This is a genomic window from Myxococcales bacterium (assembly GCA_016720545.1).
Classification (GTDB): Bacteria; Myxococcota_A; Polyangia; order Polyangiales; family Polyangiaceae; genus JAAFHV01.
On the sequence record JADKKK010000009.1, the window covers coordinates 62,863 to 87,257 of the forward strand.

The following is a 24,395-nucleotide window of genomic DNA, read 5'->3' on the forward strand; positions in this document are numbered from 1 at the left end:
AGAGCGTACGCGAGGTCACGGCGTCGTGTAGGCGCAGCGGAAGCCGAGCTTGCCGTACTTGTTCAGGAGGTGCGACGAGTGGGTGCCGCCGATGCCGTGCCCCTCGAACGAACCGTTCTTCGCCCACGTCATGGTGGACCCGAACGGCGTAGACGCCGTAGGCGCCGAGATCGTGCCCGTGATTTCCATGAGGCCGTCGTTCAGCGAGTGACCATTGCCGCTCCGCCCGCGGAGCCGGCCCGGCGCGCCGATGAACACGGCGTAGTCGGTGCCGATGAGGTTCGGGTACTCGTAGCTGTAGAGGAAGTTCGCGTACTCGATGCTCTGGCTCGCGCTCGGCGCGTAGGTGCCGCCCACGGCGCGGAGGCTCGCGTCGGTGGCGGTGGGGAAGCGGTTGCCCGCGTAGGTCGCCGAGCCCTGGCCCTTGGGCGCGGGCGTGGCGCCCCACGGGTAGCTGCTCGCGCCCCAGGCGGCGTTGTAGTCGGCGGTGGTCTGCAGGCGGCCGCCGTCCCAAATGCAGAACGCCTGCGCCATCAGGTAGTTCACGCAGTTCAGGCCCTTCGTGTCGAGGATGTCCTGACCGTAGGCCCGCGCGTTGTCGTTCATGTACTGGGTCTCGATGGCCGCGGGCATCCAGTACGTGTGCGTGCCAGGCGAGTAGTTGTAGCAGCCGGTCTGGCTCTGCGTGTTCGCCCGGAAGATGAAGCCGCCGAGGTGGCGGTACACGCTGGTGTACACGCCGGGGATCGGCGCCGCGTCGTTCTGCGAGCCCTCCGCGAGCTCGGCCGGCGGCGCCAGCGTGTTTCCGCCGAAGCTCACGGGGAGGTAGGGGTCCCACGCCGCCGCCATGGGCGCGTTCGCGGGGATCTTCCCGGCCGCGCGGGCGCTCTGGATGAACCCACGGACGTTGCCGCCGATGCGATCGAGGAACACGCGCATGCGGCCGGCTGTGACCCCGTATTTGCCGAGGTGCACGCCTGGGGCGCCCGGCACGGGGGCCGTCGCGCAGCAGCTCTCGTGCGTCGCGCCAGGCTGACCCACCTCGCCCCGGCCGCAGGTGTCGCCGCCGTTGCGGGCCGTGCAGCTCGCGCGCGCGGTGCAGCGAAGATCGTACGCGCACCCGTCGGACGCGCAGTCGGCGTTGACGGCGCACACCTTGGTCACGCCGCACTTCGGGGCGGCGGCGCCGCCGCAGTCGACGTCGGTCTCGGTGCCGTTCTTCACGCCGTCGGTCGGGCTCGGCGCCTGGCACACCATGCCGGTGCACACGCGGCTCGTGCAGTCGTTGGCGACGCCGCACCCCTTGCCGTTCGCGCACGCCGGCGCGGTCGGGCCGCCGCAGTCGACGTCGGTCTCGGTGCCGTTCTTCTGGCCGTCGATCGCGGGCGCCTGGCAGACGTTGCCGACGCACACGCCGCTCGTGCAGTCGTTCTTGTCGCCGCAGCGGAGCGCGTCGCCGCACTTGGGCGCCGCGGGGCCGCCGCAGTCGATGTCGGTCTCGGTGCCGTTCCGGGTGAGGTCGGTCGGGCTCGGCGCCTGGCATCGGAGGCCCTGGCCGTCGGCCTTGTCTTTGCAAACGCCGCTCGCGCAGTCGAGGCGCGTGAGGCACTTCTTGCCGTCGTCGCACACCTTCTTGCTGATTCCGCCGCAGTCGACGTCGGTCTCGTCGTTGTTCTGGACGCCGTCGGTGAGCGAGGCGATCGCGCACTTGTTCGTGGGCAGGCAGATCTTCGAGGGGCAGTCCTCCGGCTTCACACACTCCAGCGGCGGCGCCGAGTCGGGCACGCTCGCGTCGGTCGCGGTGGCGGTCGCGGTGGGGCCGGGCGGCAGCCCGGGGATGGTGCTCGTGGTCGTCGCCGTCGGGCCGGGCGTTCCTCCGCCGGACGGCGGGGTGTCACCGCACGCCACGGGGAGGGCCACGAGCAGGCCAAGCAGCACGAATCCGGTTGCGCGGGTACGGTTCACCAAGGAAGCCTCCAGTTCACGCGTGCCGTTCACGCGGGGCGTGACTCATGAGCGTACCGCGACTTCTGGCCTCGTGCACATCCTACGGGGGGCTCGGTCCCAGTGTGTGGTCGGGCTACGTTCGGCTCGAGTTGACACCCCCCAGGCCCGGTGGTAATTCGGCGCGTCCCCAGTGAGGCCTCTGGCCCCAAGACCGAGAGAGAAACGGAAGAACCACGCCATGAACACCCCCATCCTCGCGGCGCTCGAGTCGACGCAGCTCAGGCAACTCCCCGAGTTTCGCGTCGGCGACACTGTGCGCGTCCACTACAAGATCGTCGAAGGCGACAAGGACCGCATCCAGGTCTTCCAGGGGGTGGTGTTGAAGCGTCACCGCGCGGGCGCGCGCAGCACCTTCTCGGTGCGCAAGGTGAGCTTCGGCGTCGGCGTCGAGCGCATGTTCCTCTCGCACTCGCCCCGCATCGACAAGATCGAGATCGTCTCCCGCGGCGTCGTGCGTCGCGCGCGCCTCTTCTACCTCCGTGACCTCCGCGGCAAGGCCGCCCGCGTCCGCGACCAGAAAGACGCCTGAGTTTCCCGCGACGCCTCCCCGGCGCGCCTCCCGACGCGACCCACACACACCGTGCGGTCGCGTTTGGTCGTTTTGTGCGCGCGGGTTTGGAGGCTGTTTTCAGCCCCCGCGCGCAGGTAGCCGAGCCTCCGCCACGAGGGCGGCGGGTATCGGGGGCATGAAAAAGCCCGCCGCGAGAGGCGGCGGGCGGCGTCAAGGGGGGAGGCTTGGGAGAGGGCGCGCGAGCGCGCGAAGCGCCCGCCCCCGGGCTCAGGCCTTCTTCGGCTGAACCAGCTGCCAGCGCTCGCCGAGGTACGAGCCGATCAGCGTGAACAGCACGCCGATGGCGCCCATGATCACGTAGAGGAAGGCCGGCAGCGTGCGCACGGTCTGGCTCGCGTGGAGCAGGTAGGTCGACGGCAGCGCCACGAGGAACGCCGCGATCATCGGCTCGATGAACGTGCGGCCGGGGGAGATCATGCCCACGAGCAGTCCGCCCAAGAACCACACCGGGATGCACACGATCATGCCGTTGCCGCCCTCGAAATCGAGCGCGCGCACGAGCCACGGGAGCCCGAACACGACCGCGGCGGTGAGCAGCCCCTGCACGCCGAGGGCGATCAGCGTCCATTGAGGGCTGATGCCGTCCTGCTGATATTTGCGGTCCCCTTCATCGGCCCGGACCTTGTCCAGGGCCTCCATCTTCGACCCGCAGGACCCACAGCGGAGGGCGTCGGCGGGGTTCTTGGTGAAACCACACGAGGGGCAGGTGGTGAGCTTCGCGGCCATTGGCCTTAGCCTACACGGGGTGCTTGGAGGTGCGCAAAGGCTTTGCTGCTTCGGGAACCTCCGCGTGCGCTTGCTGTCCTTACGGTGTACCCTTTTTTGAAACCCGTGCTCGCTCCCCGGGGTCCTCTCCGTGACGTTCGCCGCCTCCCACGCCCCCGACTCGCAGGCGACCCCGCCGATCTCGGGCTCGGGGGGTGAGCCGTCGCTCGTCGACGAAGAGCTCGACCCGGAGCTCCTGGCCCTCCCCGATCCCCCGAAGCAGGGGCGCGTCGCCACGGCGCTGCTCCTCCTGCTCACCGCCTTCGCGTCCATCGCGATGGCCGTCGCGCTTCGCCGCGACGTGGCCTACGCGTTCGCCAGCCGCGTGCCCCGCGAGCTCGGGGAGCTCGCGCCGGGCGCGCTCGCGTCCGGGAGCGTGAAGGGCAACGAGCTCGTCCACCTGCAGGTCCGCGTGGGTGCAGCGAAGGCCATCCGCTACGAGCGCCCCTTCGAGTCGATGAGCTTCAGGCTCGCGCCGGTGGTGGGGCACCCCGACCTCTGGGTGGAGCTGCACGTCCCCGAGGGCGCCGAGTCCGGGCGCTTCGCCCCCCCGCGCGAGTTCTCGGGCCGCCTCGTGCCGTTCGCGAAGGCGGGCCCGAAGCACCGCGGGCTCGAGGCCTCCATCGCGGCCTCGACCGGCAGCATCGTCCCCGAAGGGGCCTGGATCCTCGCCGAGGGCGAGCGCCCCGAGAACGCCCGCTGGGCCGTCGCGCTCGTGGCGCTGTTCGCCGCGTTCGCCGCGTGGAACGTCGTCACGCTCACGAAGCTCCTCCGTCGCGTGCGCGAGTAGCGCTGCCGCCGCGGCCTCGAAGCCGGATCCCGCGCTTCGATCGCAGAGTCGCGGGTCAGCGCGCCGCGGGGCGGAGCTCGTTCACGTGGAGGGGATCGCGCTCCTGTGCGCACCGAGGCACGTTCGCGGAGCAGCGCGCGCGCACGGAGGGGGCGTCGTCGGGAGTGCGTCGCGCGAGAAAGCTGTCCCGTGCACGCGCGGAGAGCGCTGGCTCCGCGCCGAGCGCGTCGAGCGCGAGCGACTGGACGCGCAGGAGATCGCCGTCGCGGGGCTGGAGGGTGAGGCCATGCGCCGCCGCCTCGAGGGCTCGCGCGTGCGCGCCGGCGCCGCCGAGCATCACCGCGAGCGTGGCCCACACCGTGTCGTCCTGAGGAGCGAGCTTCGCTGTCTGCTCGAGGTGCGTCGCGGCCTCGGCCCACGCCCAATCGGCGCGCAGGGCCTCGGCTCGGACGCGGGCGAGCGCGGGATGCGGCCCGACCAGCTCCTCCGCCCGCCGCGCAGCGCCGAAGGCGGCCTCCCGCCGCCCCTGCTTGGCCTCGAGGTCCGCCAGCAGCGCCACGGCGGCGGCGCGCTCCGGCTCGGTCTGCGCGCGCCCGATGGCGAGCGCGAGCGGATACCGCCCGAGGTCGAGGTGCTCCTGCAGCGCGTGCGAGAGGCCTTGGGCCCACGCGAGCGCGCGCGCGTGCTCGGCGCGCAGCGGCGCGCGAGACGCGATCGCCCCGCCTCCGAGCGCCACCCAGGCCGCTCCGAGCGTAGTCACGGGCTGCGGCGGGCAAGGGTCGAAGGCGCGGGCGCGGTTCTTCGGGGACTCCGCGGCGAACGCCCGGCCCCTCGGCGTGATCGCGTCGGCGCAGGCTGCGCGCTGGAGCGGGAGGCTCCGGGAGCGGTGGCGCAGCGTCGCGCGGACCGTCAGCGGCAGGCTCGCGCCCTCGGGGACCGTCAGCCCGTAGCGCACGATCGCCGCGTCGCGCGGGGCGAGCGTGTTGTCGTACACCAGCGCGCGAAAGTCGTGGGTCTCCCGCTGGCGCAGCGCCTGTCCGTGGCTGCCCGCGACGTGGGCGAAGAGTCGGTGCGCGGTGGGGTCCTCGCCCGTGGCCGCGTGCCGCGTCCCTGCCTCGTGCGTGAGCACACCCCGCGCGTCGGTCACGACGATCTCGAGCCACGTGTCCTGCGCGTCGAGCACCCCGCCCGGGAACCGGTGGCCGACGCGCTCGTTCTTGACGACCACGTCGACCACCAGGCGCTCGCCGGGGAGGATCGCGATCGGCTCCCCGGTGACGAACACCTGCTCGCCGCTCGCCCGGGTCACCCCAGCGATGTCGATCGTCGCGGATTGTTTCAGAAAATCGGCAACGATGGCGCGCAGCTCGGGATCGCGCTGGGCGTCGGCCAGCCAGGTGTGGCCGCCGAGGAATGCGTGCGAGGCGAGCGTCCCTCGCTTCGCGCCCGGGTCGCCGGCGACCGCCGGCACGCGCGGCATGTGGCACGATCGGCAGTCGCGTTCCGGCACCTCGTCGACCCTCGCGGCGTGGCTCCCCGCGTAGGCGGAGCGCCGCCACGCGCCCGCCTCGTCTTGGCCGGGCAGGTGGTGGGCGTTGCCGGTGGCCGTGTCCAGGAAGGAGCGGTGGCACCCGAGGCAGAGCTCACCCTCCCGCAGCACGGGCCGCGCGACGGCCTCACGGTGGGCCCGCGCGCTCGCCGGATCACCCTCGCGGGGCACCGGCACGGGCGAGGGGTCGAGGTCGAAGCTGCCGTTGCCGTCGGCTCGCACGGCCGTGATCCCGTGACACACGCGGCACGAGACGCCCGCGTGCGCGCGGGGATCTTCCGGGCGGACCTCGCGGTCCATCGCCCCGTCGACCAGCAGCGCGATGTCGTGGCACGCGGCGCACATGCGGCTCGCCTGCTTGCCGCGCTCCGCGCGCAGCCGCTCGACGGCCACTCGGTACACTGGATCGTCGAACGACGCGAAGGAGTGCGCGCTGGCCTTCCATCCCGCGAAGGCGTCGGTGTGGCACTCGGCGCAGCCGTCCACGTCGGCGAGGCGTGTCCCGTCGCCTTGCCCGCGTGGCGCGACCCGGAGCTGCGCCGGCGCGAGGTCTGGCGCCCCCTCCGAGGGGAGCGTGGCGCCGAGGGGTGAGGCGGTGATCGCAGGGGAAGCGTCGTCCGGCCTCGGCTCGTTCGGTGTCGGCGACGACGCGCATCCCACTCCGAGGCCAACGCTCAGCAGCACGGCGCGCCCCAGGGATCTGCGGCGCGCGGCGCCTGCCCGCCCGCGCCTCACCGCGCGCTTCGCCGTCGCCGCGCGAGCCCGACGAGCCAGGCGAGGCCCGTCAGCGAGAGCGCTCCGGTGGCGCCGTCGGTGGAGCCCGCCGCGCACCCGCCGCACCCCTGCTTCTTCGGCGTCGAGTCCGCGCTCGGCGTCGCCGCGTCCGCGTCCGCGCCCGGGGTCGGGCCTGCGTCGACGCTCGGCCCTGGCGTGGGGCCGGGAGCGCTCACGCCCGTGGGGCCGACGCCCGACACGAGCGCGCCCGCCGCGGTCACGCCGAGCTCGGGCGCGTCGGAGCGAAGAAAAGATGCAAGCTGCATGTTGCGCGGCGCGAAGGCGAGGCCCAGCGCGGGCTTCGGTCGGGGGTCGCCCGTGATCCCCGACGGCGGGCCACCCCAGCGACCTCGCTGCGGGTGCTCGCACGCGATGGGGCCCGTCCAGGGGTGCCGCACGGCGTAGCGCGCCTGGAAATTGTTCGCGTACGGGCTCGGTTGCGAGCGCTCCTCCAGGCGGCCTCCCGCGCCGCGCTGCTCGCGCCCGCCCATGATGGCCGGGGCGGCGCGGAAGACGAGGTCCTCGCCCAGCGACTCCTTCGTGTAGCGGGCGTGGAGGCGCGTGATCACGAAGCCGCCAAGCCCGCCGCGGCGCGTCGGGCGGCCGGGCATGATCGGGCCGGGCTTGCCCGGCAGCGCGCTGGGAGGCCGCGGCGTCGGGCGCGCAGGAGCAGGGGCAAGAGCCGGTGCCGGGGTGCCGGCCGTGTCGATCACGTCGGCGCCGAGGGTCGCCAGCTCGTTGAACGTGAGCGCGGGCAGCGGGCACGGATCGCACGACCCCGCATCCCAGGCGTACTCGGTGACGACGGCTCTCGGGCTCCTCGCGACCGTGCGATCGAAGAGCGACGTGTAGAATGCACCGAACGACTCGCGGGCGTTCTCGGCCACGTCGAGGTTCGTGGGGATGGTCACGTTCGGGTAGTTCGCGACCTCGTAGCGGGTGTTCCTGGCGAGCACGTGGACGATCAGATCTTGGGGCCCGTTCGCGTTCATGAGGCCGAGCCGCACGGGCAGCGCGAACTTCTCGGAGTCGTAGTGAAACCGAAGGGGCGACAGGTTCGCCATGCCCTTGTCGAACGTGACCTTGGTGGCGTCGACCTTGGCGACGAAGAACTTGCTCCCTTGCTGCACATAGGGGCGGAAGTACGGCTCCGCGCCCGGCGGGATCGAGTACTTCTGCTGTCGAAGCCAGGTGTCGAGGCCACCGGCGTCCTTCGCCGAGAGGATGACGATCTCGTACTCGCCGACGGTGAACTGCGCCTCGACGGTGACGCCGAGGTCGGCCTTCTTCGCGGCGGAGGCCGGGGCCGCTAGCGGAATCCCGGTCACTGGCGCCGCCATGGACTCGTACTCTCGCTCCACCTCGCAAGGGTCCCGCTCCCAGTACTCGACGAGCCTCGGTGCCGCGAGCTTGTCGAGCTTCTCGAAGATGTCCTTCGGGAGCGTCTTGACGTTCTCCTTCTGCAGGATGACCGGGACGGGCACGACCATCGCGAAGTTCGCGGCGGGGCCCTCGTAGTTGTTCTGCATGGAGAGCACGGTGCGCGTGCCCTCCCGCATGAGCGCGACCTGCGTCGCGTTGTTGAAGAGCTTCGCGTCCGCGCCGCCCACGTAGAAGCCGCAGAACGCGGCGGCCGGCTGGGGACTCGCGAGCAGGGTCGCCCCGAGGGCGAGCGCGACGGCGGTGGAGACGAACGCGGACTTCTTCATGGGAGGGCAGCTCCGGCGGCGTGGTGGTGAGTGGCGACGAGACGGCGGTGGCCGCGGTGGCGCGCGCCTCACGGAGTGAGACCCTTCTCGGTCACGTAGGTCGCGAAGCTCCGCTGCGCGTCCTCGTCGCCGTGGTGGAGGGCCAGCACCTTGGGGGTGGGCAGGTGACGGAGCCAGGCGAGCAGCTCGCCCCGATCGGCGTGGGCGGAGAGGCCTCTCAGGCTCTCGATCCGCGCGCGGACCAGCACCTCCTCGCCGTCGATAGCGACCTTCCCGCCCGCCTTGGCCGCGTCTTGGATGCGCCGGCCGGGCGTGCCCTCGGCCTGGAAGCCCACGAACAGGACGACGGTGCTCGGGTCCGGCAGGCCGTCGATGAGGTGCCTCAGGATGCGGCCTCCGGTGCACATGCCGCTCCCGGCGATGATGAGCAGCGGGCCAGGCAAATCACGCAGCCTGGTGGAGTCGCGCCCCTTCTTGACGACGAAGAGGGTCTCCCAGTCGAGCACGTCGCTGTCGCCGTGGGCGAGACGGTCGAGGCTCTCGCGGTCGAAGATGCGTGAGAAGCGCTTGTACGTGTCCGTCACCGAGAGCCCCATGGGCGTGTCGAGCGCCACGGGGAACGCAGGGACGCGGCCGTCCTCGACGAGCTCGTTCAAGATGTAGAGGAGGGTCTGCGTGCGGCCGATGGCGAAGCTCGGCACGAGGACGCGGCTCTTGTTGGCGTACGCGTCGAGGAGCACGCGCTCCAGATCGGCGCGCACGTCGTCGTGCCCGTGGGCGTGCTCGCGGTCGCCGTAGGTGGTCTCGACGACGGCGACGTCGAGCGGCCGGGACGTGTCCCACGTGGTGTTCGGATCGCGCAGGATGGGCGCGTTCGGGCGGCCGAGGTCGCCGGACAGGACGACGCGCGACCGCGCCGAGCGGAGCTCCACGCTCGCCGAGCCGAGGATGTGCCCCGCCTCGTGGAACGCGAGCGTGACGCCGGGGAGCAGCGGGTGCGGCGTGCCGTACGGCGCGGGTCGAGAGAGCGCGTCGAAGCGCCGAAGGAACGCGCGCACCTCTCCGTCGGAGGCGCGCTGCATCTGCAGGCTGTCCTCGAGAGAGAGGCGGGTCACCGCCAGCGTCGCGGGGGTGCCGACGATCGGCGCGTCGAAGCCGCCCTCGAGCAGCGCGGGGAGGCTGCCGACGTGGTCGTTGTGCCCGTGCGTGAGCACGACCGCGCTCACGTCACGCGCGGCGTCGGGCATACGGAAGCCGCGGGCGTCGCGGCCCTGCGGCGCGCCGCAGTCGACCAGCACCGCGCGGCCGCCGAGCTCGACGTGCGACATGGCGCCCGTGACCGTGCGCCATGCCCCGAGCAGCGTGAGCTGGCCGTCGGGGAGCTTATGGATCTTCTCGCACGCGACGACCTCGGTCATGCGTCGAGCATCGCAGGGAGCGGCGCGCGGTGGAAGGAGGGATGCGCGCGTCGCTTCAGTAGCGAACGTGGACCGTGGTGCCCTTGTTGTCGGTGGAGGTGAACCCGTGCCAGCCCTCGGGCACGGGCGGATCGCTCCACATGAAGATGCGCCTCGCGTCGATGGGCGCGAGGTTCACGCAGCCGTGGCTGCGCGCGGTGCCGAAGACGTCGTGCCAGTAGGCGGCGTGGAGCGCGTAGGCGCCCTCGAAGAACTGCACCCAAGGCACGTCGCGGAGCTCGAAGCTGCCCGCGCCGCGCCGGAGCTGCTTGCCGTCCTTGTCGCGCGGCGGCTGCTTGTGCCCGGGCTCACCCCCACCACCGGGGCTCGGGCCGCCGCCGGAGCTGCCGCCGGAGCGCTCGTTCGAGTCCATCGTGGAGGTGATGTGCTTGTTCTTGATGCGGAACGTGCCCTGCACGGTGGACTTGGTCGTCTTCGGATCCCGGGCGCCGTCCTGCCCGGTCGACACAAGTGTAGCATACACGGGTTTCTTGCCCTCCCAGAGGACGAGCACCTGGTTCTCGATGGAGACGTCGATCCACTTCTCGCCCTTCGCCGCCGCGGCGGGCAGCTCCGCGGGCGGGCGGGCGACGTGGAGATCTTTGGACTTGAGCCAGCGCCCACCTACGAGCTCGCGCTCCTGGTCCGTGCCTTTTCCGCGCGCCTGCCCGGTGAGCTTCACCGCCGTCCGCGCCTTCTTCGTGCCGTCGTCGACACGCAAGAACGCCATGGGAAAGCCGAACCCCTCGAGCTCGACGCCATGGAAGCGCGAGGCCGTGTCGGGCTTCACCTTCGTGGTGGGGATGAGGCGTAGATCGACCGTGATGGCGAACGGGCGGTTCAGGTGGTCTTTGTCGGTGTTGAAGAAGCCCACGAACGCGAGGCCCGAGTGCCGCAGCACCCGGTTCGCGAAGATGGCGCCGGGCGGCACGGTGAACCCCGACACGTTGGGGATGTTTCGGCTCGTGCCCTCGAGCCAGAACGGGGGTGGATCCGCCTCTCCCTTGCCGCCGAAGAGCTCGGCCTGGGTCATCGCCGTGGAGAGCTTCTCGGGCTTGTACCCGAAGACCTCGACGTCGTTCGCGCCGAGCACCACGGCGTTGAGCTCCTCGCGCTTCTTCTCGAACTTGGCGAGGTGCTCCTTCAGGCTCATCTCGCTCTTCAGCTGCATGTCCTTCGTGGGAACGCGGAGGTACTGCGGCGCGACCGCCCGAACGAACCCATAGGCGTAGGGCAGCGGCTTTCGGAGGTCGGGGCGGACGCTGGACGCGCGCACGAGCGGCGTCTCGAGGTCGAGGGTCGCGCTCTTGCCGACACACACGTAGCCCGCCGGCTCGATGTGCACGAAGCCCCCGGGGGCCGGGCACTCCCCGTTCGCGATCGGCCCGCCCTTCCTCGGCACGATCGCGCCCATGCGCAGGTAACCGATCTTGCTCGACGCGGTCGTGGGCTTCTCGAACACGCTGGTCTGCAGGTCGAGCGCGGCGACGCACGCGCCGCTCGGGCACGCCGGGCCCCTGCTCGGCTGCGCCGCCGATCCGCTGGAGGTGGTCGCGCCGGTGAGGGACGCCGCCGCGACGGGCTCGGCGTCGTCGCCTGCGTCGGCCGCGCCTTGCGCCTTCGAGCACCCGGAGCAACCCGACGTCACGAAGCCGCCCGCGGCGGCGGCGGCGAAGAGCGCGAGAGACCAGCGCGAGGTGGCGTTCGGGAGACGGCGCACGACGCGGGTACCATGCTGCGCCGAGGCCCGCTTGGCCAGAAAAATGGGCCGGGTTTCGTGGTCGCGATGGTGGTACCGATCGCGCCGTGAGGTCCCGCGACGAGCACAGCGCCTTCCTCGAGCGGAACACGACCCGCGCGCGGGTGCCCCTCGTGCCCGAGCTCACGGTGCGGGTCGCCGCCGAGGTCACCCCGCTCTGGCATGCGACCGAGGCCTGGCTCGCCGAGGTGGGGCTCGAGCCGCCCTTCTGGGCGTTCCCCTGGGCCGGTGGCCAGGCGCTCGCGCGGTACGTGCTCGACACCCCCGCGTGCGTGGCGGGTCGCGCGGTGGTCGACTTCGCCTCGGGCTCGGGCCTCGTGGCGCTCGCCGCCGCGCGCGCGGGCGCCCGCTCGGTGCTCGCGCTCGACGTCGATCCGCTCGCGGAGAGCGCCGCGCGGCAGAACGCCGACGACAACGGGCTCGCCCTCGCCTTCGAGACCGCCGATCGGGTCGGCGAGTCGCTGCGCGGAGTGGACGTGCTCCTCGCGGGCGACGTGTTCTACGACCCGTCGGACACACCGCGTTTTGTCGAGTGGTTTCGAATGCTTACGAACGACGGGGTCCGCGTGTTGGTGGGGGATCCTGGCCGCGCGTACGCGCCGCGCGAGGGCGTGCGTGTGCTCCTCGAGGTCGACGTCCCGGTGCCGGAGGAGCTCGAGGGGCGGCGCAGCCTGCGCGCGCGCGTCCTCGAGCTCACCTGCCGCGACGTGAGCCCGTGACGGCTACTTCGGGGTGCTCTGGCCGAGGTAGGTGCGGCACTGCGCGCCCTCGGCGCAGGTGACGGTGGGCGACGCGCCGGTCTGACGGCGCACGTTGCAGGTGGCCTTCTCGTCGCACCGCGCCGCGCAGTCGGTGGAGCTCGCGCAGTCGATTTCGCACGACGAGCCCTTGCCGCACTTCGCGTAGCAAGACTGGCCGCTCGGGCAGGTCATCGCGCACGTGCGCCCGTCTGGACAGGTGCAGTCGGTGGAGGTGCAGGCGATCGTGAGCGCGCCGCTGTCGGGCTCGGTCGTGGGGATGGGCGTCGCCGCCTCCGAGCAGCCTGCGACGAGCGTGGTCGCCAGCGCCGCGACGGACGCGAGCGACGCCGCCGAGGCGAGAGACGAGCGGACGAGCGACACCGGCGCCTGACGAGCGAGCATCGAGGCGTTCTAGCGGTCGGGTGCCCGAGGGCGCAAGGGCCTACGCGCCGGTCGTCGCCTCGCCGCCCTCGGGCACGACCGCGACGTGGAGGACGTCCGGCGGTGCCCAGGCGCGGAAAGGTAACTCGGTGGCGCCCACGCCGCGCGAGATGAGCACTCGCCCCGCGGGCGTGGAGTGCTCCCCGCTCACGAGGACGCGCCCGACACGACCCGGCACCACGGGCGCGCCGAGCGGCGTCGCGACGTGGCCACCGTGGGTGTGGCCGCACACGAACAGATCGAACCGGTGTCCGCCGGCCGCGCAGGCGAGCAGCCCCTCGGCCGCGTGGCAGAGGACGAGCACCACGCGCGCGTCGCCCACCCCCGCGAACGCGGTGGTGGCGTCGGGGCGGCCCGTCCACGGGTCGTCGAGGCCCACGACCGCGACCCCGTCGTGTGGCGCGCCCAGTCTGTGGCACTCGTTGACGAGCACCCGCGCGCCGGCGTCGGTGAGCGCCGCTTCGAGGTGCGCGTGGGTGGTCCACAGGTCGTGGTTGCCGAGCACGGCGAGCGTGGTTCGTGCCCCGACGCCCGCGACGCGCCGGCCGAGCGCGCGCGCCTTCTCCCTCGACGCGTGGAGAAACACGTAGTCCCCGCCGAGCAGCAGCACGTCGGGGCGAGCCGCGGCCAGGAGCGCGAACGCTCGATCGAGCGTGTAGGGAGAGGTGGTGGGGCCAAGGTGGAGGTCGGACGCGAACGACACGCGGAGCGGCCTGAGCCCGCGCGGCCCGACGACCTCCGCGTGCACCTCGCGGACGTCCCGCGACCTGCGGGTCGCGCCCCAGACTCGCGCGGGCCAGCCGCCCACGTAGGCGGCGTCGAGGAGCGACTCAATCACGCCGCGGGCACGCGAATACCCGCCGCCCCGCCCCTCGCTCGACCACTTCACGCTGTACTCCCCTCGGTCGCGTCGCAGGCCGCTCGCCGGCGGCTCGCCTGCATCTCCATGCGCATCCGGGGTGGACGCCCGGCGTGCGCCGAGTATTCCAGGGGGGCGCTCGCCGCTCCCCTCCATGACCTCTCCGCGCTCCCACGTTCCACGCCCTGCGCGCTCCGCGGCGCTCGCTCATCGCGTCGTGGGCCTCGTCGCGCTCGGGCTGTCGTGTTCGTTGACGGCGTGCTCCGACGGCGCCGCAGGCGACCCTCTCGAGCCTGCGTTCGTGGACGCGCTTGACCCGGACGCCGGCGCGGAGTCAGGGGGCCGGGCGGACGCAGGTGCAGACGCCCCGCGCGACGGCGCTTCGCCGGAGGACGCGAGGCCGGAGGACGCGGGCCCGCGCGACGCCGGTGAGGCCGGCGCGCCGACGCCGTGGGCCACCTTCGGCGCGGGCATCGCGGCGCGGCAGACCGGCCTCGGCGGCGGCGGCCCGCGCGACGTGGTCGTCGTGTACGGGGGCTTCGGGGCGACGTCGCTCCATGTGCGCGCTCTGGTCGACGAGCTCTTCGCGCGCGCGTTCGCGGCCCGAGGGGCGGCGTGGCTGGTGGCGGTGAAGGGGCCCGACGATCCGGCGTACCTGCGGCGCGCGGACATCGCCAACTCCGCGCTCGCGGCGGACCTCACGCGCGGCGGGTACGGAGCGGTGACGCTGCTCGCGCACTCGAGCGGCGCCTACGTGGCCGAAGAGCTCATCGGTCAGCTCGCGCCGACCTCCGGTGCGCTCGCGCGGGTGCGCTACTACGTCCTCGATGGCGCAGCCCGCGACCTCGCGCCGCACCGGGCCTCCCTCGGCTCGCTCCGGTTCGTGTACGCGAGGGACGGCGCGCTGCTCTCGCGCAACGCCTCCGCGATGCAGGCGGCGGCGGCCGCGGCCGGCGGGGCGCCGTTCGAGGTCCGCGCCACGGGCTCCGGCTGTCTGGCCGCGGACTGCCTGCACGACGCGGTGATCATCGCGCGCCCCTGGAGCCCCACCACGTTCGACGTGGCGCGCGACTACACGCAGTTCACGGCCGACCGCCCCGTGGTGACGAGCTATCTCGTTCCGTAGCCGGGGCTCGAGGGTCGCTCGCGCGCAGGTGTCCGAAACAGTTGACATCCCGGACCAAGAGCGTAGGTTGCACCTCGCTGACGCGCGGTGGAGCAGCCTGGTAGCTCGTCGGGCTCATAACCCGAAGGTCGTAGGTTCAAATCCTACCCGCGCAACTAAGAAACCCCGGTGAAAGCTGGGGTTTTGGCTTTTTGTGGCCCAATGCTCGGCCCAATTCCCCCCCGAAGAGAGGGCGTCAAGGGCATCGAGCGACGGCAGGAGCGGCCCGGCGATGGGGAACGTGCGCCGTTCGGGTTCGCTCTTCTGAGCCTTGACGGTCCGTGTCGCGTCGTCCCACGCCCCCGTGGAAGCCCGCCTCTTCGGAGCTCGCTCCCGCCAGCGCCATCGTCGACCTCACCCGGCGTGAGGCCGACCTCGCGCTCAGGACGATCTGGCGCAGTGGGCCGCGTTCCGAAAGAAGCTCCCGAACATAGTGCTAGTTCATTCGACTCGAGCGATCAGTGCTCCAAATATAGCCCATGTCTCGTGGAGCCTGGGTCGGGCGGCTGGCCGAATCCATCATGTGCGGGATTCGCTCATCGTCCTCGTGGACGGAGACGGCGCCTGTAGAGGTTCGTGCAGGGGGCCGCCCGGGATTCCTGGGGGCCAACTCGGGATATCCCCTCCGCAGCTCGTAGAACGAGTAGCCGAAGAAGGCCACGAGCCAGAGTGTCATGAACAGACCACCTGAGAAGATGTTCGAGTCACCCATGTTACTTCTCCCTTCTGGCGAGCTTTGCGAAACAGCCGAGCGACAGGATCGACGGCACCCATGACGCGACGAAGAGGCCCCCTTCTTTGTTTGGTGTGCCGAGTGGACCGAACCACAGGACGATCGAGAACAAGACCGAGAGCGCGGCGGGCGTGAGGATGAGGTAGTCCGGGCGCTCGAACAGCGCAGGTCTCGGCGGGTCTGGAGCGTAGGTGAGTGTTGTCGACTTCAATGTGTGCCTTCCCTTCGTTGTTGGACTCGTCGGTCGGTCCGCGCGTGAGGCGCGCCCCTCGGACCCGCCCACGAGAGCGATCTGCGCTCGTGAGTCGTGCTCCGAAACCGCGATCCCCGCTCGAACCGCGAGCGCCCTCCCTGGACCGCCGCTGTCCGAGCGCCCTCGCTCACCCCCCCCGGTTCGATCCACGCGGCGACGGGTGAGCGCTCCTGATAAACGTTCAAAACGTTCATCCATCTGCAATTTCGTGGCATCGCCTGTTTGATGCGTCGCTGCGCTACAAGGTTGCAAAATAAGTCGCGGTGGCTACGATCTCGTCATGTTTGGGGTCCATGAATCGTTCAAAACGTTCAAGGAAGAGCTCTCTCCGCGAGAGGTCGCGAAGGCGCTAGGGGTGAGCGAGTCGGCGGTCAAGCGATGGTGCGACGACGGCCTGCTCCCGTTCGAGCGCACCCCGGGCGGGCATCGTCGCGTCCCGTCCCACGCGGTGCTTCGCTTCGCGCGCGAACATGGTCGCGGGATCCGCGACGGGTCGGTGCTGGCCGCGGCGGCGGCCCCTCCAAAGCCAGCGGGCGCCGCGCGGGCCGCGCTGCTCAAGGCGCTCCTCGCCGGCGACCGCCCGGCCGTCCTGGCCGCGCTCGAGTCTCACTGGCTCGGGGGCCGCACGGTCGACGTGCTCTGCGATGAGCTCATTGCCCCTGCCTTTGCCGAGATCGGCGAGCGCTGGTCACGCGGCTCGCTCGAGATTTACGAGGAGCGCAGGGCGATCGAGCTCGTCCGCCGCTGCCTTGACGACCTCGGCGCGCGGCTCGCTCCGCTCGGGGAGCGCGCTCCGAAGGCGATCGGCGGGACGCTGGAGCACGATCCTTTCGCGCTGCCCACGACCATGACCGAGCTCGTCCTGCGGGATCGCGGCTTCGACGCGAGGTCTCTCGGAACCGGTCTGCCCGGGGCGACCATCGCGCGCGCGATCGCCCGCGTCGAGCCGCGGGTCGTCTGGCTGTCGGTCGGGGCCTCTGAAGACGAGCAGAAGACCGTCGCGGAGTGCAGCTTGCTGGAGCAGGCGGCCAAGGCTTGCGGCGCGGCGCTCGTCATCGGCGGCCGAGCCCTCGTCCCTTCGCTGCGCCGTCAACTTCGCTACTCCGCGTTCTGCGACGGCATGCTCCAGCTCGCCTCCTTCGCCGATGCCTTGGTTCCGCGCCAGGGTGGGGCCACCCGCTGAGCGGCTCGCCCAGGGCGCCCTACTGAACCAGCGGTGGCACGACGGGGTCCGCCGGAAATCCTAAGAAGTGGAGCTTGCGAGTGGCGACGCCCGTGGTGTCCCCGACCTCCCCCACCACGACGAAGACGTGGCTGCTGCCGAGCGCGATGGGGGTGCCGGCAGAGGTGGCCGCCACGGCTGACGCGAACGAATAGCTCGGGATCCCCGGGAGGGCCGGGTTCATCGACAACGTGTCGCTCGTCAGGTTGACCCCGGCCAGGACGACTTGCGGCGTGACCGGATCGCCATAGGCCACGGCGGCGGCCGCGAAGGGCTTGAACGCGCCGCCACCCGCGGCGGCGACACCCGCATTGACCGCGAGGGTGCTGGCCGCGCTCGTCGCGTGAACGAGCTGCGCGCCGAGCTGCGTCGGGCCGACAGGTCCGCGACTGATCGTGCGAACGGAGAGCCTCAGGTGGCCTGTCGCCGGATCGTAGGTCGGGCCGCATTTCGCCGCGGCCAGGGTCGCGTCGGTCAAGCCCGCGCTGCAGCCCTCTGCGGCCACCACGTAGGTCGTCTCGACCGCGAACGTCCCCGCGGGGATCGCCCCGAGCTTCACGAAGTCCACGCCCTCGACGGGGAGGGTCCCCGCGTCAGGGTACCCGCGCACGAAGAGGTCACCGCACGACGTGTTCGTCACGCCCTTGGACGCCAGGAGTTGCGCGTTCATCGCGTAGAGCTCGAGGCGTGTCGTGGAGAAGTCGACCTTCGCGGGGAGCACGCCGCCCGTGCCCGGCAGGTAGCCTGCGATAGGGAGCGGAGGCGCGGCCTTGTTCGGGATGGGCGGGACCGGCAGGAACGGATTGCTGCCGTCGGGGCCTGCGCGGAAGCAGATCCGCATCGCCCCGTTCAGCGCGGCGGCAGCGCCCGTCGAGCCCTCGAACGCCGGCCCGAGGTAGTTGGCCGCGTTCACGAAGATGAGCTTCTGCGACGACGGCGGAAGCGTCACGTCCGGAAACGTGGCGTCTCGGGGCGCGCCGTCTTGCGGAGGAGCGGCGTCTGGGGGAGAGGCGTCTTGGGGAGGCGCGGCGTCTTGGGGGCGCGCGGCGTCCTGGGGGCGCGCGGCGTCGAGCTCCGAGGCGCTCCCGTCGGTAGCCGGCGCAGGAGGGGTTCCGTCCGCGCCTCCGTCGAGCGGATCCGCGGGGGTGTCCGAGCAACCGTAGAGCGCGGCGCCCACACCCGCCGTCGCCGTGAGGAGCGCCAGCACCGACGAGAGTCTGAGTTGCCAACGTGTCGATGTCATTCGGGTGTCCCTCGGGATGGGCCGTCGCAGCTGAGCCATGCCGGGAGCGTAGCGCGTGTCCGCCGTGCCGGGGTAGCTCGCCGCCATTCTTTCTGGAATGGTTACGAGCAGGGAACCTCTCGCAGCAAGACTCGGCGGACCGCAGGGGGACGGCCACCGCGGAGCGAGCGCTCAGCGCGCCGACGCGAAGGTCTTGGTCTGTGTCGGCCGTTCGTGCCGATTCGGCCCCAGGTCACGATCAGCTCTTCTCCGTGAGCCTTCCAGCCTTCGCGGCGCGGATCATGACGGCGAGGGCTCGGTATCCCGTACGGTTACCTTCCATGGTGTGGACGGGCCCGACGGCCGACCCGAGCGTCCACAAGCGCTATCGCCTTCGCACAGCGTCGGGGCCGCCCGACGACGTCACTGACTCGGCGGACCGCGGGGACGGCCACCGCGGAGCGAGCGCTCAGCGCTCCAGCCTCGGGCCGTACCGGAGCGTTCGACCCTCGGTACCGACGAGCCACAGCGCGCCTCCCGGACCGCCTCCGAGCGCGCCGGCGAAGAGACTCCGCGCTTCACGAACAGGGGCCAGCTCCCGACCGTCCCAGTGAAGGACATGCCCCGGGGTACCGTCCGCGTGCGGCGGTTTGAGGAGCCAGACGTCATCGGCGCCGCGGCTGCCGATGACGTGACGCCCTCCGATGAACTCGTGACGCCAAGCGGCGCCGTCGAAGTGCCACCCCCCCACCCAGATGTCGTCTGGCGCCTTGATCCAGAGCCCGTCGTTGGGTGTCGGGCCGTGCGGAAGCGTGACGAGCTCGTCGAGTCGGCCCCCGCGCGAGATCTTCAGCTTGAGTGCGGGCTCCTCGTAGCAAATCGCATGGGCCAATCTAAAGATAGGATCTAAATTTCAGCAACGCCCGGACGCGTCCCCCAAACGCATGACACGACCCCCGCGGGCGTGGGGCCGACGGCCGCCATAGGGGCGGGCGGAAGTGTCCACGTGTGTCGCAGCGGTGCTCGACGGTCGCAGCGATCCGGACTCCTCGGGGGCACTCAGTCCGCGGCGCCGTCCCTCGGTCGCGGGGTGCCGGGCCACTCCAGCGACTCGGGGACGCGGCTCACCCCGCCACCGTCGAGAGGCGGGAACTTGCTCTCGACCGGTAGCGGTTCCCCGCAGGGCCCTCGCGTGATCACGGGCGGCCTCGTGCCGAGGCAGGCAGAGCCCGACTGATGGACCACCACGCGCTGCCCCTTGTGGCACTCCCAGACGTACACGTCCTCCCCTGCCTCGGTCCCCGTCCGGAACTGGCGATCGGGAGGGGCGTCGGGGGCTCCGGCCACGGACCATGGCGGCCCTCCGCAGGCGATCAGCGCGAGCCACCCGAGCCGGAGGAGAGTGGTGGGGGATCCCTTGCGCATGGCCCGAGGGTAACGCACCCCGACCGCCCCCGCGCCAGCGTCGCGCGGCGCCTGGGCCGCTGGCCCACTCGCAGCTACGGGCGAACCGCGTGGTCGACACGCTCGTCATGAACGTCGACCTCGCGCCCACCTTCGCGGAGCTCGCGGGGGTGACGCCGCCGCCGGGCACGAAGATGAACGGCAAGAGCCTCGCAGGGCTCGTCACGGGCGCCAGCGGAGAGGTCTCCCGCGCCCAGGTGCTCACGGAGTGCTGGGCCGGCAGCGGTCCCGGCCCCGACACCCACGCTGCCGTCCGCACCGATCGCTACGAGTACGTCGAGCACTACGAGGACACCTCCCGCGCGAAGGTGCGAACGCACTCGGCGGGGGGGCGAGGACGTCGAGCTCTACGATCTCCAAAAAGACCCGAACGAGATCGACAACCTGCTCCGCGTGCCGGACGCGACGCTCGCCCGCCTCGGGACCACGCGCGCCGATGTCGAGAGCCAGCGCGCCGCGCTCCGCGCCGCGCTCGCGAGTCTGCGCGTAGAGTAGGGAGTCCATTCCGGCCCCGTGGCAGCCCCCGCGTGTCATACTGAGTCACCGCAGAGGAGACCCTCATGACGATGCGTCGCGCGCTGCCCTTGTTCCTGACCGCCGTGCTGATCCCCGCGTGCAGCGTGGCAGCGGAGCAGCCCGCGGCGCCGCGACCGCCGGCCGGGGCGGACGGGGCCGCGCCGCTGCCCCCTGATGCTGGCGACGCGGGGCCGACCGCTACAGCAGCTCCGGACGGGGGGGCCGAGGCCGAAGCGCTCCGCCGGACCCTCGAGCCGCTGATGGCGCTCCATCTGAACTCGGGGACAGAGGCCGAGAAGCCCTTCGGCATGGTGCTGCGCGTGGAGTCACCGTCCGTCAGCTCCACGTTCGCTTTCGGAGCACTGACCCCTACGGAAAAGCAACCCGTCACGGGTCACGAGCGCTGGGTCATTGGGTCCGTCTCCAAGGTCATCACGGCCTTCATGGTGGCGCAGGCGGTGGAGGAGGGACGGCTCCGCCTCGATGCTCCCCTCGGGACCTACCTGCCGCCGGACTTTCGCGTGCCCAGTGGACCTGGCGGCGGCGTACTCATGCTCCGCCACTTGCTCGCGCACACGGGCGGCCTGCCCCGGTATCCCGCAACGCTGGACCGCTCGCTGGCCACCGCGCAAGGCGTCGCGGGCATGACCGCGGCGTGGCAGTCCTACACGAAGGAGAACCTTCGCGAAGATCTCGCGACGACGGAGCTCAGCGGCGAGCCGGGCGCCCGCTACACGTATTCAGATTTTGGTTTTGCGCTGGCCCAGCTCGCGCTCGAGCACTCCGCTGGAGAGGCCTACGCGACACTCCTCAAGAAGGCTCTCGGCCCGCTGGGCATGACGAACACCGTCGCGCCCGAGGAGCTGCCTCCCGGTGCGCCGGGCCTCATGCCTGGGCATAGCGGGGCTCGCTTCCAGCCGGCCGGCGTGGTGGCGCCCCGAGTCTTCACGGGCGACGGGTTCATCTACTCGAGCGCGGCCGACTTCGGTCGGTTCTTGCGCGTCTTGGGTCGCCTCGACGCCGCTCCGTCGCCGGCCATCGAGCGGGCCATTCGCGCCATGGAGACTCCGCGGTTCGCGCACACCGGCCCCGGTGGCGTGGCGGTCGACCAAGGCCTCGGCATTGGAATTCTCCCTCGCGGCGTCGCGACGCTCTACAAGAAGAACGGCGTGTCCACGGGCACGAGTACCTGCATGATTTACGAGCCAGTGCGCCACGTCGCCGTGATCCTCGGCGCCAACGGGGCGCCGGTCTCCACCCCCGCGGCGGGGGTGGTGCGCCCGCCCGCCGGCCTGCTTTTTTTGTCGCGCCCCCGCCCGCCGGGGGCGCACCACTCCCCCCTTTGCTTACGGGGCACCCCCGCCGGCCTTTTCCCGCCCGCCGGCCCGCGGGGGCCCACGGCCCCCCCCCCCCGGCCGCCGCCCCCGGGGCGCCGCGGCCGGCCTTCCTCCGCCCCCCCTGCCCGCGGGGGGGGGGGGGCCGCGGGGGGGGCGCCGGGGGGCCCCACGGACGCGCGCCCCCCCGCCCCCCCCCCGGGGCCCCCCCGCTCTGGGGGCGCGGCGGGCGGGGGGGGGGCGCTGGGGGGCGGTCGCGGGCGGGGTTGCCGGGCCCCGGCCCGGGCCCGGCCCTCGGCCGGGTGGGCCGCCCGGGGGCCCCCGCGGGGGGGGGGCGGGGGGGGCGGGGGGGGGCGGGGGGGGGGGGCGCGCCGGGGCGGGGGCCCGGCGGGGGGGGGGGCCGGGGCCGCGCCCTGCGGGAAGCACCCCGGGCGGGGCGGGCCCCCGGGGCCGCGGGTGCGGCCGCCCCCCCGCGCGCCGGGGGGCGGGGCCGGGGGCCCCGGGGGGCCGGGGGGGGGGGCCGGCCCCCCGGGGCGGCGCCGGGCGCCCCCGGCGGCGCCCGGCGCGGGCCGGGGCGGGGGCCGGTCCCGCGGGGGGCGGGGTCGCGGGGCCGCCCCGCGCGCGGGCCCCGGGGGGGGGGGGGGGGGGGGGGGGGGGGGGGGGGGGGGGGGGGGGGGGGGGGGGGGGGGGGGGGGGGGGGGGGGGGGGGGGGGGGGGGGGGGGGGGGGGGGGGGGGGGGGGGGGGGGGGGGGGGGGGGGGGGGGGGGAAGGGCGGCGGGGGGGGGGGGGGGCCGCGGGCCCCCCCCCCCCCCGGCCGCCCCCCCCGGGGGGGGGGCCCGGGCCCGGGGGCGCGGGCGCCCCGGGGCCCCCGGCCCCCCCCCGCCCCCGCCCCCCCCCCCCCCCCGCGGCCCCGCCCCGCGGGGGGGGCGGCCCCCCGGGGGGGGGGGGGGCGGGCCCCCGGGCCCCCGGGGGGGGGGGGGGCCCGGGGGCGCCGCGCCCGCCCCCGGGCCCGGCGCGGGGGGCCCCCCCCGGGGGGCCCGGGGGGCCCGGCCCCCCCCCCGCGCGGGCCCGCGGCCCGGCCTTCTCCCCCCCCCCCCCCCCGGGCGGCGGGGGCCGCCGCCGGGGCGGGGGGGGGGGGGGCCCCCCCGGGGGGGGCCGCGGGCCCCCCCCCGCCCCCCCCGGGCCGGGGGCGGCCGCCGGGGGGGGCCGCCCCCGGGGCCCCCCCCGCCCCCCCCCCCGGGGGGCCCCCGGGGGGGCCCCCCCCGCCCGCCCCCGCCCCGCGGGCCCGGCGGCGGGCCGCCCCCCGCGGGCCCCCGCGGGGGGGGCGGCCCCCCCCCCCCCGGGGCCCCCCCCCCCCCCCCCCCCCCCCCCCCCCCCCCCCCCCCCGGGGGGGCCCCCCCCCCCCCCCCGCGGCGCGCGCGCCCGGGGGGCCCCCCCCGCCGCCCGGGCCCCCGGCCCGCCCCCCCCCCGCGGCCCCCGCCCCGCCCCCCCCGCCGCCCCCCCCCCGCCCCGGCCCCCCCCCCCCGGCCCCCCCCCCCCCCGGCCCCGCCGCCGGGGGCCGCCGGGGGGGGCGCGGCCCCGCCGCCCCCCGGCGCCCCGGGGGCGGGCCCCCCCCGGCGCGCCCCCCCCCCCCCCCCGCCCCCCCGCCCCCCCCCGGGAAACTTCCCCCCCCCCCCCCCCCCCCCCCCCCCCCCCCGCCCCCCCCCCCCCCGGCCCCGCGGCCCCCCCCGCGGGGGGGGCCCCCCCGCCCCGGGGCCCCCCCCCCCCCCCGGTTCCCCCCCCCCCCCCCCCCCCCCCCCCCCCCCACCCCCCCCCCCCCCCCCCCCCCCGGCCGGGCCCCCTTTTTTTCCGGCGGGGGCCCGGCGGCCCCCCCCCCCCCCCCCCCCCGCCCCCCCCGGCCGCCGCGCCCCCCCCCCCCCCCCCGCCCCCCCCCCCCCCGCCCCCCGCCCCCGGGCCCCCCCCCCCCCCCCCCCCCCCCCCCCCCCGCCGCCCTCTTTCCCCCCCCCCCCCCCCCCCCCCCCCCCCCCCCCCGGTGCCCCCCCGCCCCGGGGCCCCCCCCCCGGGGCCCCCCCCCCCGGGGGCCCCCCCCCCCCCCCCCCCCCCCCCCCCCCCCCCCGCGCCCCCCCCCCCCCCCCCCCCCCCCCCCCCCCCCCCCCCCCCCCCCCCCCCGCCCCCGCCCCCGCCCCCCCCCCCCCCCCCCCCCCCCCCCCCCCCCCCCCCCCCCCCCCCCCCCCCCCCCCCCCCCCCGCCCCCCCCCCCCCCCCCCCCCCCCCCCCCCCCCCCCCCCCCCCCCCCCCCCCCCCCCCCCCCCCCCCCCCCCCCCCCCCCCCCCCCCCCCCCCCCCCCCCCCCCCCCCCCCCCCCCGGCCCCGCGGCCCCCCCCCCCCCCCCCCCCCCCCCCCCCCCCCCGCCCCCCCCCCCCCCCCCCCGCCCGCCCCCCCCCCCCCCCCCGCCCCCCCCCCCCCCCCCCCCGCCCCCCCCCCCGCCGCGCCCCCCGGCCCCCCGCGCCGCCCCCCCCCCGCGGGGGCCCCCCCCCCCCCCCCCCCCCCCCCCCCGCCCGCCCCCCCCGCCCCCCCCGGGCCCCCCCCCCCGCCCCCGCGGCCCCCCCCCCCCCCCCCCGCCGCGCTGAACACCGCGTGTTGCGCCGCCTTCATGGCCGCCGCCGAGGCCGCTGGCGTCAGAGATCTGAGAAGCCTGGAGGGGGACTGCAAGGCGCCGTTTTGAGCGCCGCGGGGGCTCGACTCTGAAGGGGGGACGTTGGGGCCGAGGGGGCGGAGGTCGAGGCCAAGCTCGGGCTCGCGAGCGGACGAGCTATCTCACGCGGAATGAGCGGAGAGCTCTTCCGCGCTCACAGCTCGCAATTTGATCCCACGTCGTCTACGGTCCCTGGAGCGCAGTGGAATATCACGCACTCGCTGATCCTCATCGCAGGAGTCAAGCTCCCGAACGCGAAGCGGGTCGGCCCCGTCTCCGGACTCGTCGAGCTGACATACGAGTTCGAGACGCACTGAGGGCAAGACGGCTGGCTTCGTGCGGGGGTGCGTCACATGGGCCCGAAGCGCCGAC

18 protein-coding genes, 1 tRNA gene and 1 pseudogene are annotated in these 24,395 nt (G+C 74.4%); 8 read left to right on the forward strand and 12 right to left on the reverse strand.

The genetic code is table 11. The features are described from left to right. Positions 1–15: 15 nt before the first annotated feature. Positions 16–1,965 (reverse strand): hypothetical protein, encoded by a 1,950-nt coding sequence (locus IPQ09_17745; GenBank protein ID MBL0196028.1) that lies wholly within the window; start codon positions 1,963–1,965, stop codon positions 16–18. 220 nt (positions 1,966–2,185) lie between these two features. On the opposite strand from IPQ09_17745, the gene rplS reads away from it, so the two are divergent. Then, positions 2,186–2,536: a 50S ribosomal protein L19 gene (rplS, locus tag IPQ09_17750; protein MBL0196029.1), complete on the forward strand. Its 351-nt coding sequence runs from the start codon at positions 2,186–2,188 to the stop codon at positions 2,534–2,536. 249 nt (positions 2,537–2,785) lie between these two features. On the opposite strand, the gene IPQ09_17755 is transcribed toward rplS, so the two are convergent. Continuing rightward, positions 2,786–3,304: a hypothetical protein gene (locus IPQ09_17755; GenBank protein ID MBL0196030.1), complete on the reverse strand. Its 519-nt coding sequence runs from the start codon at positions 3,302–3,304 to the stop codon at positions 2,786–2,788. A 130-nt stretch (positions 3,305–3,434) separates the two neighbouring features. Between IPQ09_17755 and IPQ09_17760 the strand changes: the two genes are divergently transcribed. After that, complete coding sequence (locus tag IPQ09_17760; GenBank protein MBL0196031.1) at positions 3,435–4,133, forward strand: hypothetical protein; 699 nt, start codon at positions 3,435–3,437, stop codon at positions 4,131–4,133. Between the two features lie 55 nt (positions 4,134–4,188). Here IPQ09_17760 and IPQ09_17765 read toward each other — a convergent pair whose 3' ends face one another. The 4 genes from IPQ09_17765 to IPQ09_17780 form a co-directional block, all read right to left on the reverse strand. Further along, entirely contained in the window at positions 4,189–6,366 is a 2,178-nt protein-coding gene (locus IPQ09_17765) for a hypothetical protein (GenBank protein ID MBL0196032.1), read from the reverse strand. Between the two features lie 47 nt (positions 6,367–6,413). Then, on the reverse strand, positions 6,414–8,165 hold the full coding sequence (locus IPQ09_17770; protein ID MBL0196033.1) for a DUF2330 domain-containing protein: 1,752 nt from the start codon (positions 8,163–8,165) through the stop codon (positions 6,414–6,416). Positions 8,166–8,233: 68 nt separating this feature from the next. Continuing rightward, on the reverse strand, positions 8,234–9,583 hold the full coding sequence (locus IPQ09_17775) for an MBL fold metallo-hydrolase (protein MBL0196034.1): 1,350 nt from the start codon (positions 9,581–9,583) through the stop codon (positions 8,234–8,236). 55 nt (positions 9,584–9,638) lie between these two features. Further along, complete coding sequence (locus tag IPQ09_17780; protein ID MBL0196035.1) at positions 9,639–11,036, reverse strand: L,D-transpeptidase; 1,398 nt, start codon at positions 11,034–11,036, stop codon at positions 9,639–9,641. 392 nt (positions 11,037–11,428) lie between these two features. Between IPQ09_17780 and IPQ09_17785 the strand changes: the two genes are divergently transcribed. After that, positions 11,429–12,100 carry a methyltransferase gene (locus IPQ09_17785; protein ID MBL0196036.1) on the forward strand — a complete coding sequence of 224 codons (672 nt, stop codon included), beginning with the start codon at positions 11,429–11,431 and terminating at the stop codon, positions 12,098–12,100. 3 nt (positions 12,101–12,103) lie between these two features. On the opposite strand, the gene IPQ09_17790 is transcribed toward IPQ09_17785, so the two are convergent. Both IPQ09_17790 and IPQ09_17795 read right to left on the reverse strand, forming a co-directional pair. Next, complete coding sequence (locus IPQ09_17790; GenBank protein MBL0196037.1) at positions 12,104–12,523, reverse strand: hypothetical protein; 420 nt, start codon at positions 12,521–12,523, stop codon at positions 12,104–12,106. Between the two features lie 40 nt (positions 12,524–12,563). Further along, positions 12,564–13,400, reverse strand: a complete 837-nt coding sequence (locus tag IPQ09_17795) for a metallophosphoesterase (protein ID MBL0196038.1) — start codon at positions 13,398–13,400, stop codon at positions 12,564–12,566. A gap of 322 nt (positions 13,401–13,722) precedes the next feature. Between IPQ09_17795 and IPQ09_17800 the strand changes: the two genes are divergently transcribed. Both IPQ09_17800 and IPQ09_17805 read left to right on the forward strand, forming a co-directional pair. Further along, positions 13,723–14,547 carry a hypothetical protein gene (locus tag IPQ09_17800; protein ID MBL0196039.1) on the forward strand — a complete coding sequence of 275 codons (825 nt, stop codon included), beginning with the start codon at positions 13,723–13,725 and terminating at the stop codon, positions 14,545–14,547. An 81-nt stretch (positions 14,548–14,628) separates the two neighbouring features. Further along, positions 14,629–14,702 (forward strand) — tRNA-Met (locus IPQ09_17805). 597 nt (positions 14,703–15,299) lie between these two features. Here IPQ09_17805 and IPQ09_17810 read toward each other — a convergent pair. Continuing rightward, positions 15,300–15,530 carry a hypothetical protein gene (locus IPQ09_17810; protein MBL0196040.1) on the reverse strand — a complete coding sequence of 77 codons (231 nt, stop codon included), beginning with the start codon at positions 15,528–15,530 and terminating at the stop codon, positions 15,300–15,302. A gap of 322 nt (positions 15,531–15,852) precedes the next feature. Here IPQ09_17810 and IPQ09_17815 point away from each other — a divergent pair, with 322 nt between their 5' ends. Next, positions 15,853–16,755 (forward strand): helix-turn-helix domain-containing protein, encoded by a 903-nt coding sequence (locus IPQ09_17815; protein MBL0196041.1) that lies wholly within the window; start codon positions 15,853–15,855, stop codon positions 16,753–16,755. A gap of 19 nt (positions 16,756–16,774) precedes the next feature. Here IPQ09_17815 and IPQ09_17820 read toward each other — a convergent pair whose 3' ends face one another. The 3 genes from IPQ09_17820 to IPQ09_17830 form a co-directional block, all read right to left on the reverse strand. Next, positions 16,775–18,037, reverse strand: coding sequence for a hypothetical protein (locus IPQ09_17820; protein MBL0196042.1), 1,263 nt, complete (start codon positions 18,035–18,037; stop codon positions 16,775–16,777). Positions 18,038–18,485: 448 nt separating this feature from the next. Further along, on the reverse strand, positions 18,486–18,908 hold the full coding sequence (locus tag IPQ09_17825; GenBank protein ID MBL0196043.1) for a hypothetical protein: 423 nt from the start codon (positions 18,906–18,908) through the stop codon (positions 18,486–18,488). A gap of 167 nt (positions 18,909–19,075) precedes the next feature. Then, on the reverse strand, positions 19,076–19,441 hold the full coding sequence (locus tag IPQ09_17830) for a hypothetical protein (protein MBL0196044.1): 366 nt from the start codon (positions 19,439–19,441) through the stop codon (positions 19,076–19,078). A gap of 599 nt (positions 19,442–20,040) precedes the next feature. Here IPQ09_17830 and IPQ09_17835 point away from each other — a divergent pair. Together IPQ09_17835 and IPQ09_17840 are read left to right on the forward strand one after the other, a co-directional pair. Then, a pseudogene (locus IPQ09_17835) lies at positions 20,041–21,246 on the forward strand (beta-lactamase family protein). A 2,908-nt stretch (positions 21,247–24,154) separates the two neighbouring features. Beyond that, complete coding sequence (locus IPQ09_17840) at positions 24,155–24,340, forward strand: hypothetical protein (protein ID MBL0196045.1); 186 nt, start codon at positions 24,155–24,157, stop codon at positions 24,338–24,340. Positions 24,341–24,395: the final 55 nt, after the last annotated feature.

Bases quoted from the DNA above. Each gene is read 5' to 3' on its own strand.
- rplS (MBL0196029.1), top strand. From the start codon at position 2,186: ATGAACACCCCCATCCTCGCGGCGCTCGAGTCGACGCAGCTCAGGCAA.
- IPQ09_17755 (MBL0196030.1), bottom strand. From the start codon at position 3,304: ATGGCCGCGAAGCTCACCACCTGCCCCTCGTGTGGTTTCACCAAGAAC.
- IPQ09_17770 (MBL0196033.1), bottom strand. From the start codon at position 8,165: ATGAAGAAGTCCGCGTTCGTCTCCACCGCCGTCGCGCTCGCCCTCGGG.
- IPQ09_17775 (MBL0196034.1), bottom strand. From the start codon at position 9,583: ATGACCGAGGTCGTCGCGTGCGAGAAGATCCATAAGCTCCCCGACGGC.
- IPQ09_17780 (MBL0196035.1), bottom strand. From the start codon at position 11,036: ATGGGCGCGATCGTGCCGAGGAAGGGCGGGCCGATCGCGAACGGGGAG.
- IPQ09_17790 (MBL0196037.1), bottom strand. From the start codon at position 12,523: ATGCTCGCTCGTCAGGCGCCGGTGTCGCTCGTCCGCTCGTCTCTCGCC.
- IPQ09_17815 (MBL0196041.1), top strand. From the start codon at position 15,853: ATGTTTGGGGTCCATGAATCGTTCAAAACGTTCAAGGAAGAGCTCTCT.
- IPQ09_17820 (MBL0196042.1), bottom strand. From the start codon at position 18,037: ATGACATCGACACGTTGGCAACTCAGACTCTCGTCGGTGCTGGCGCTC.
- IPQ09_17830 (MBL0196044.1), bottom strand. From the start codon at position 19,441: ATGCGCAAGGGATCCCCCACCACTCTCCTCCGGCTCGGGTGGCTCGCG.
- IPQ09_17840 (MBL0196045.1), top strand. From the start codon at position 24,155: ATGAGCGGAGAGCTCTTCCGCGCTCACAGCTCGCAATTTGATCCCACG.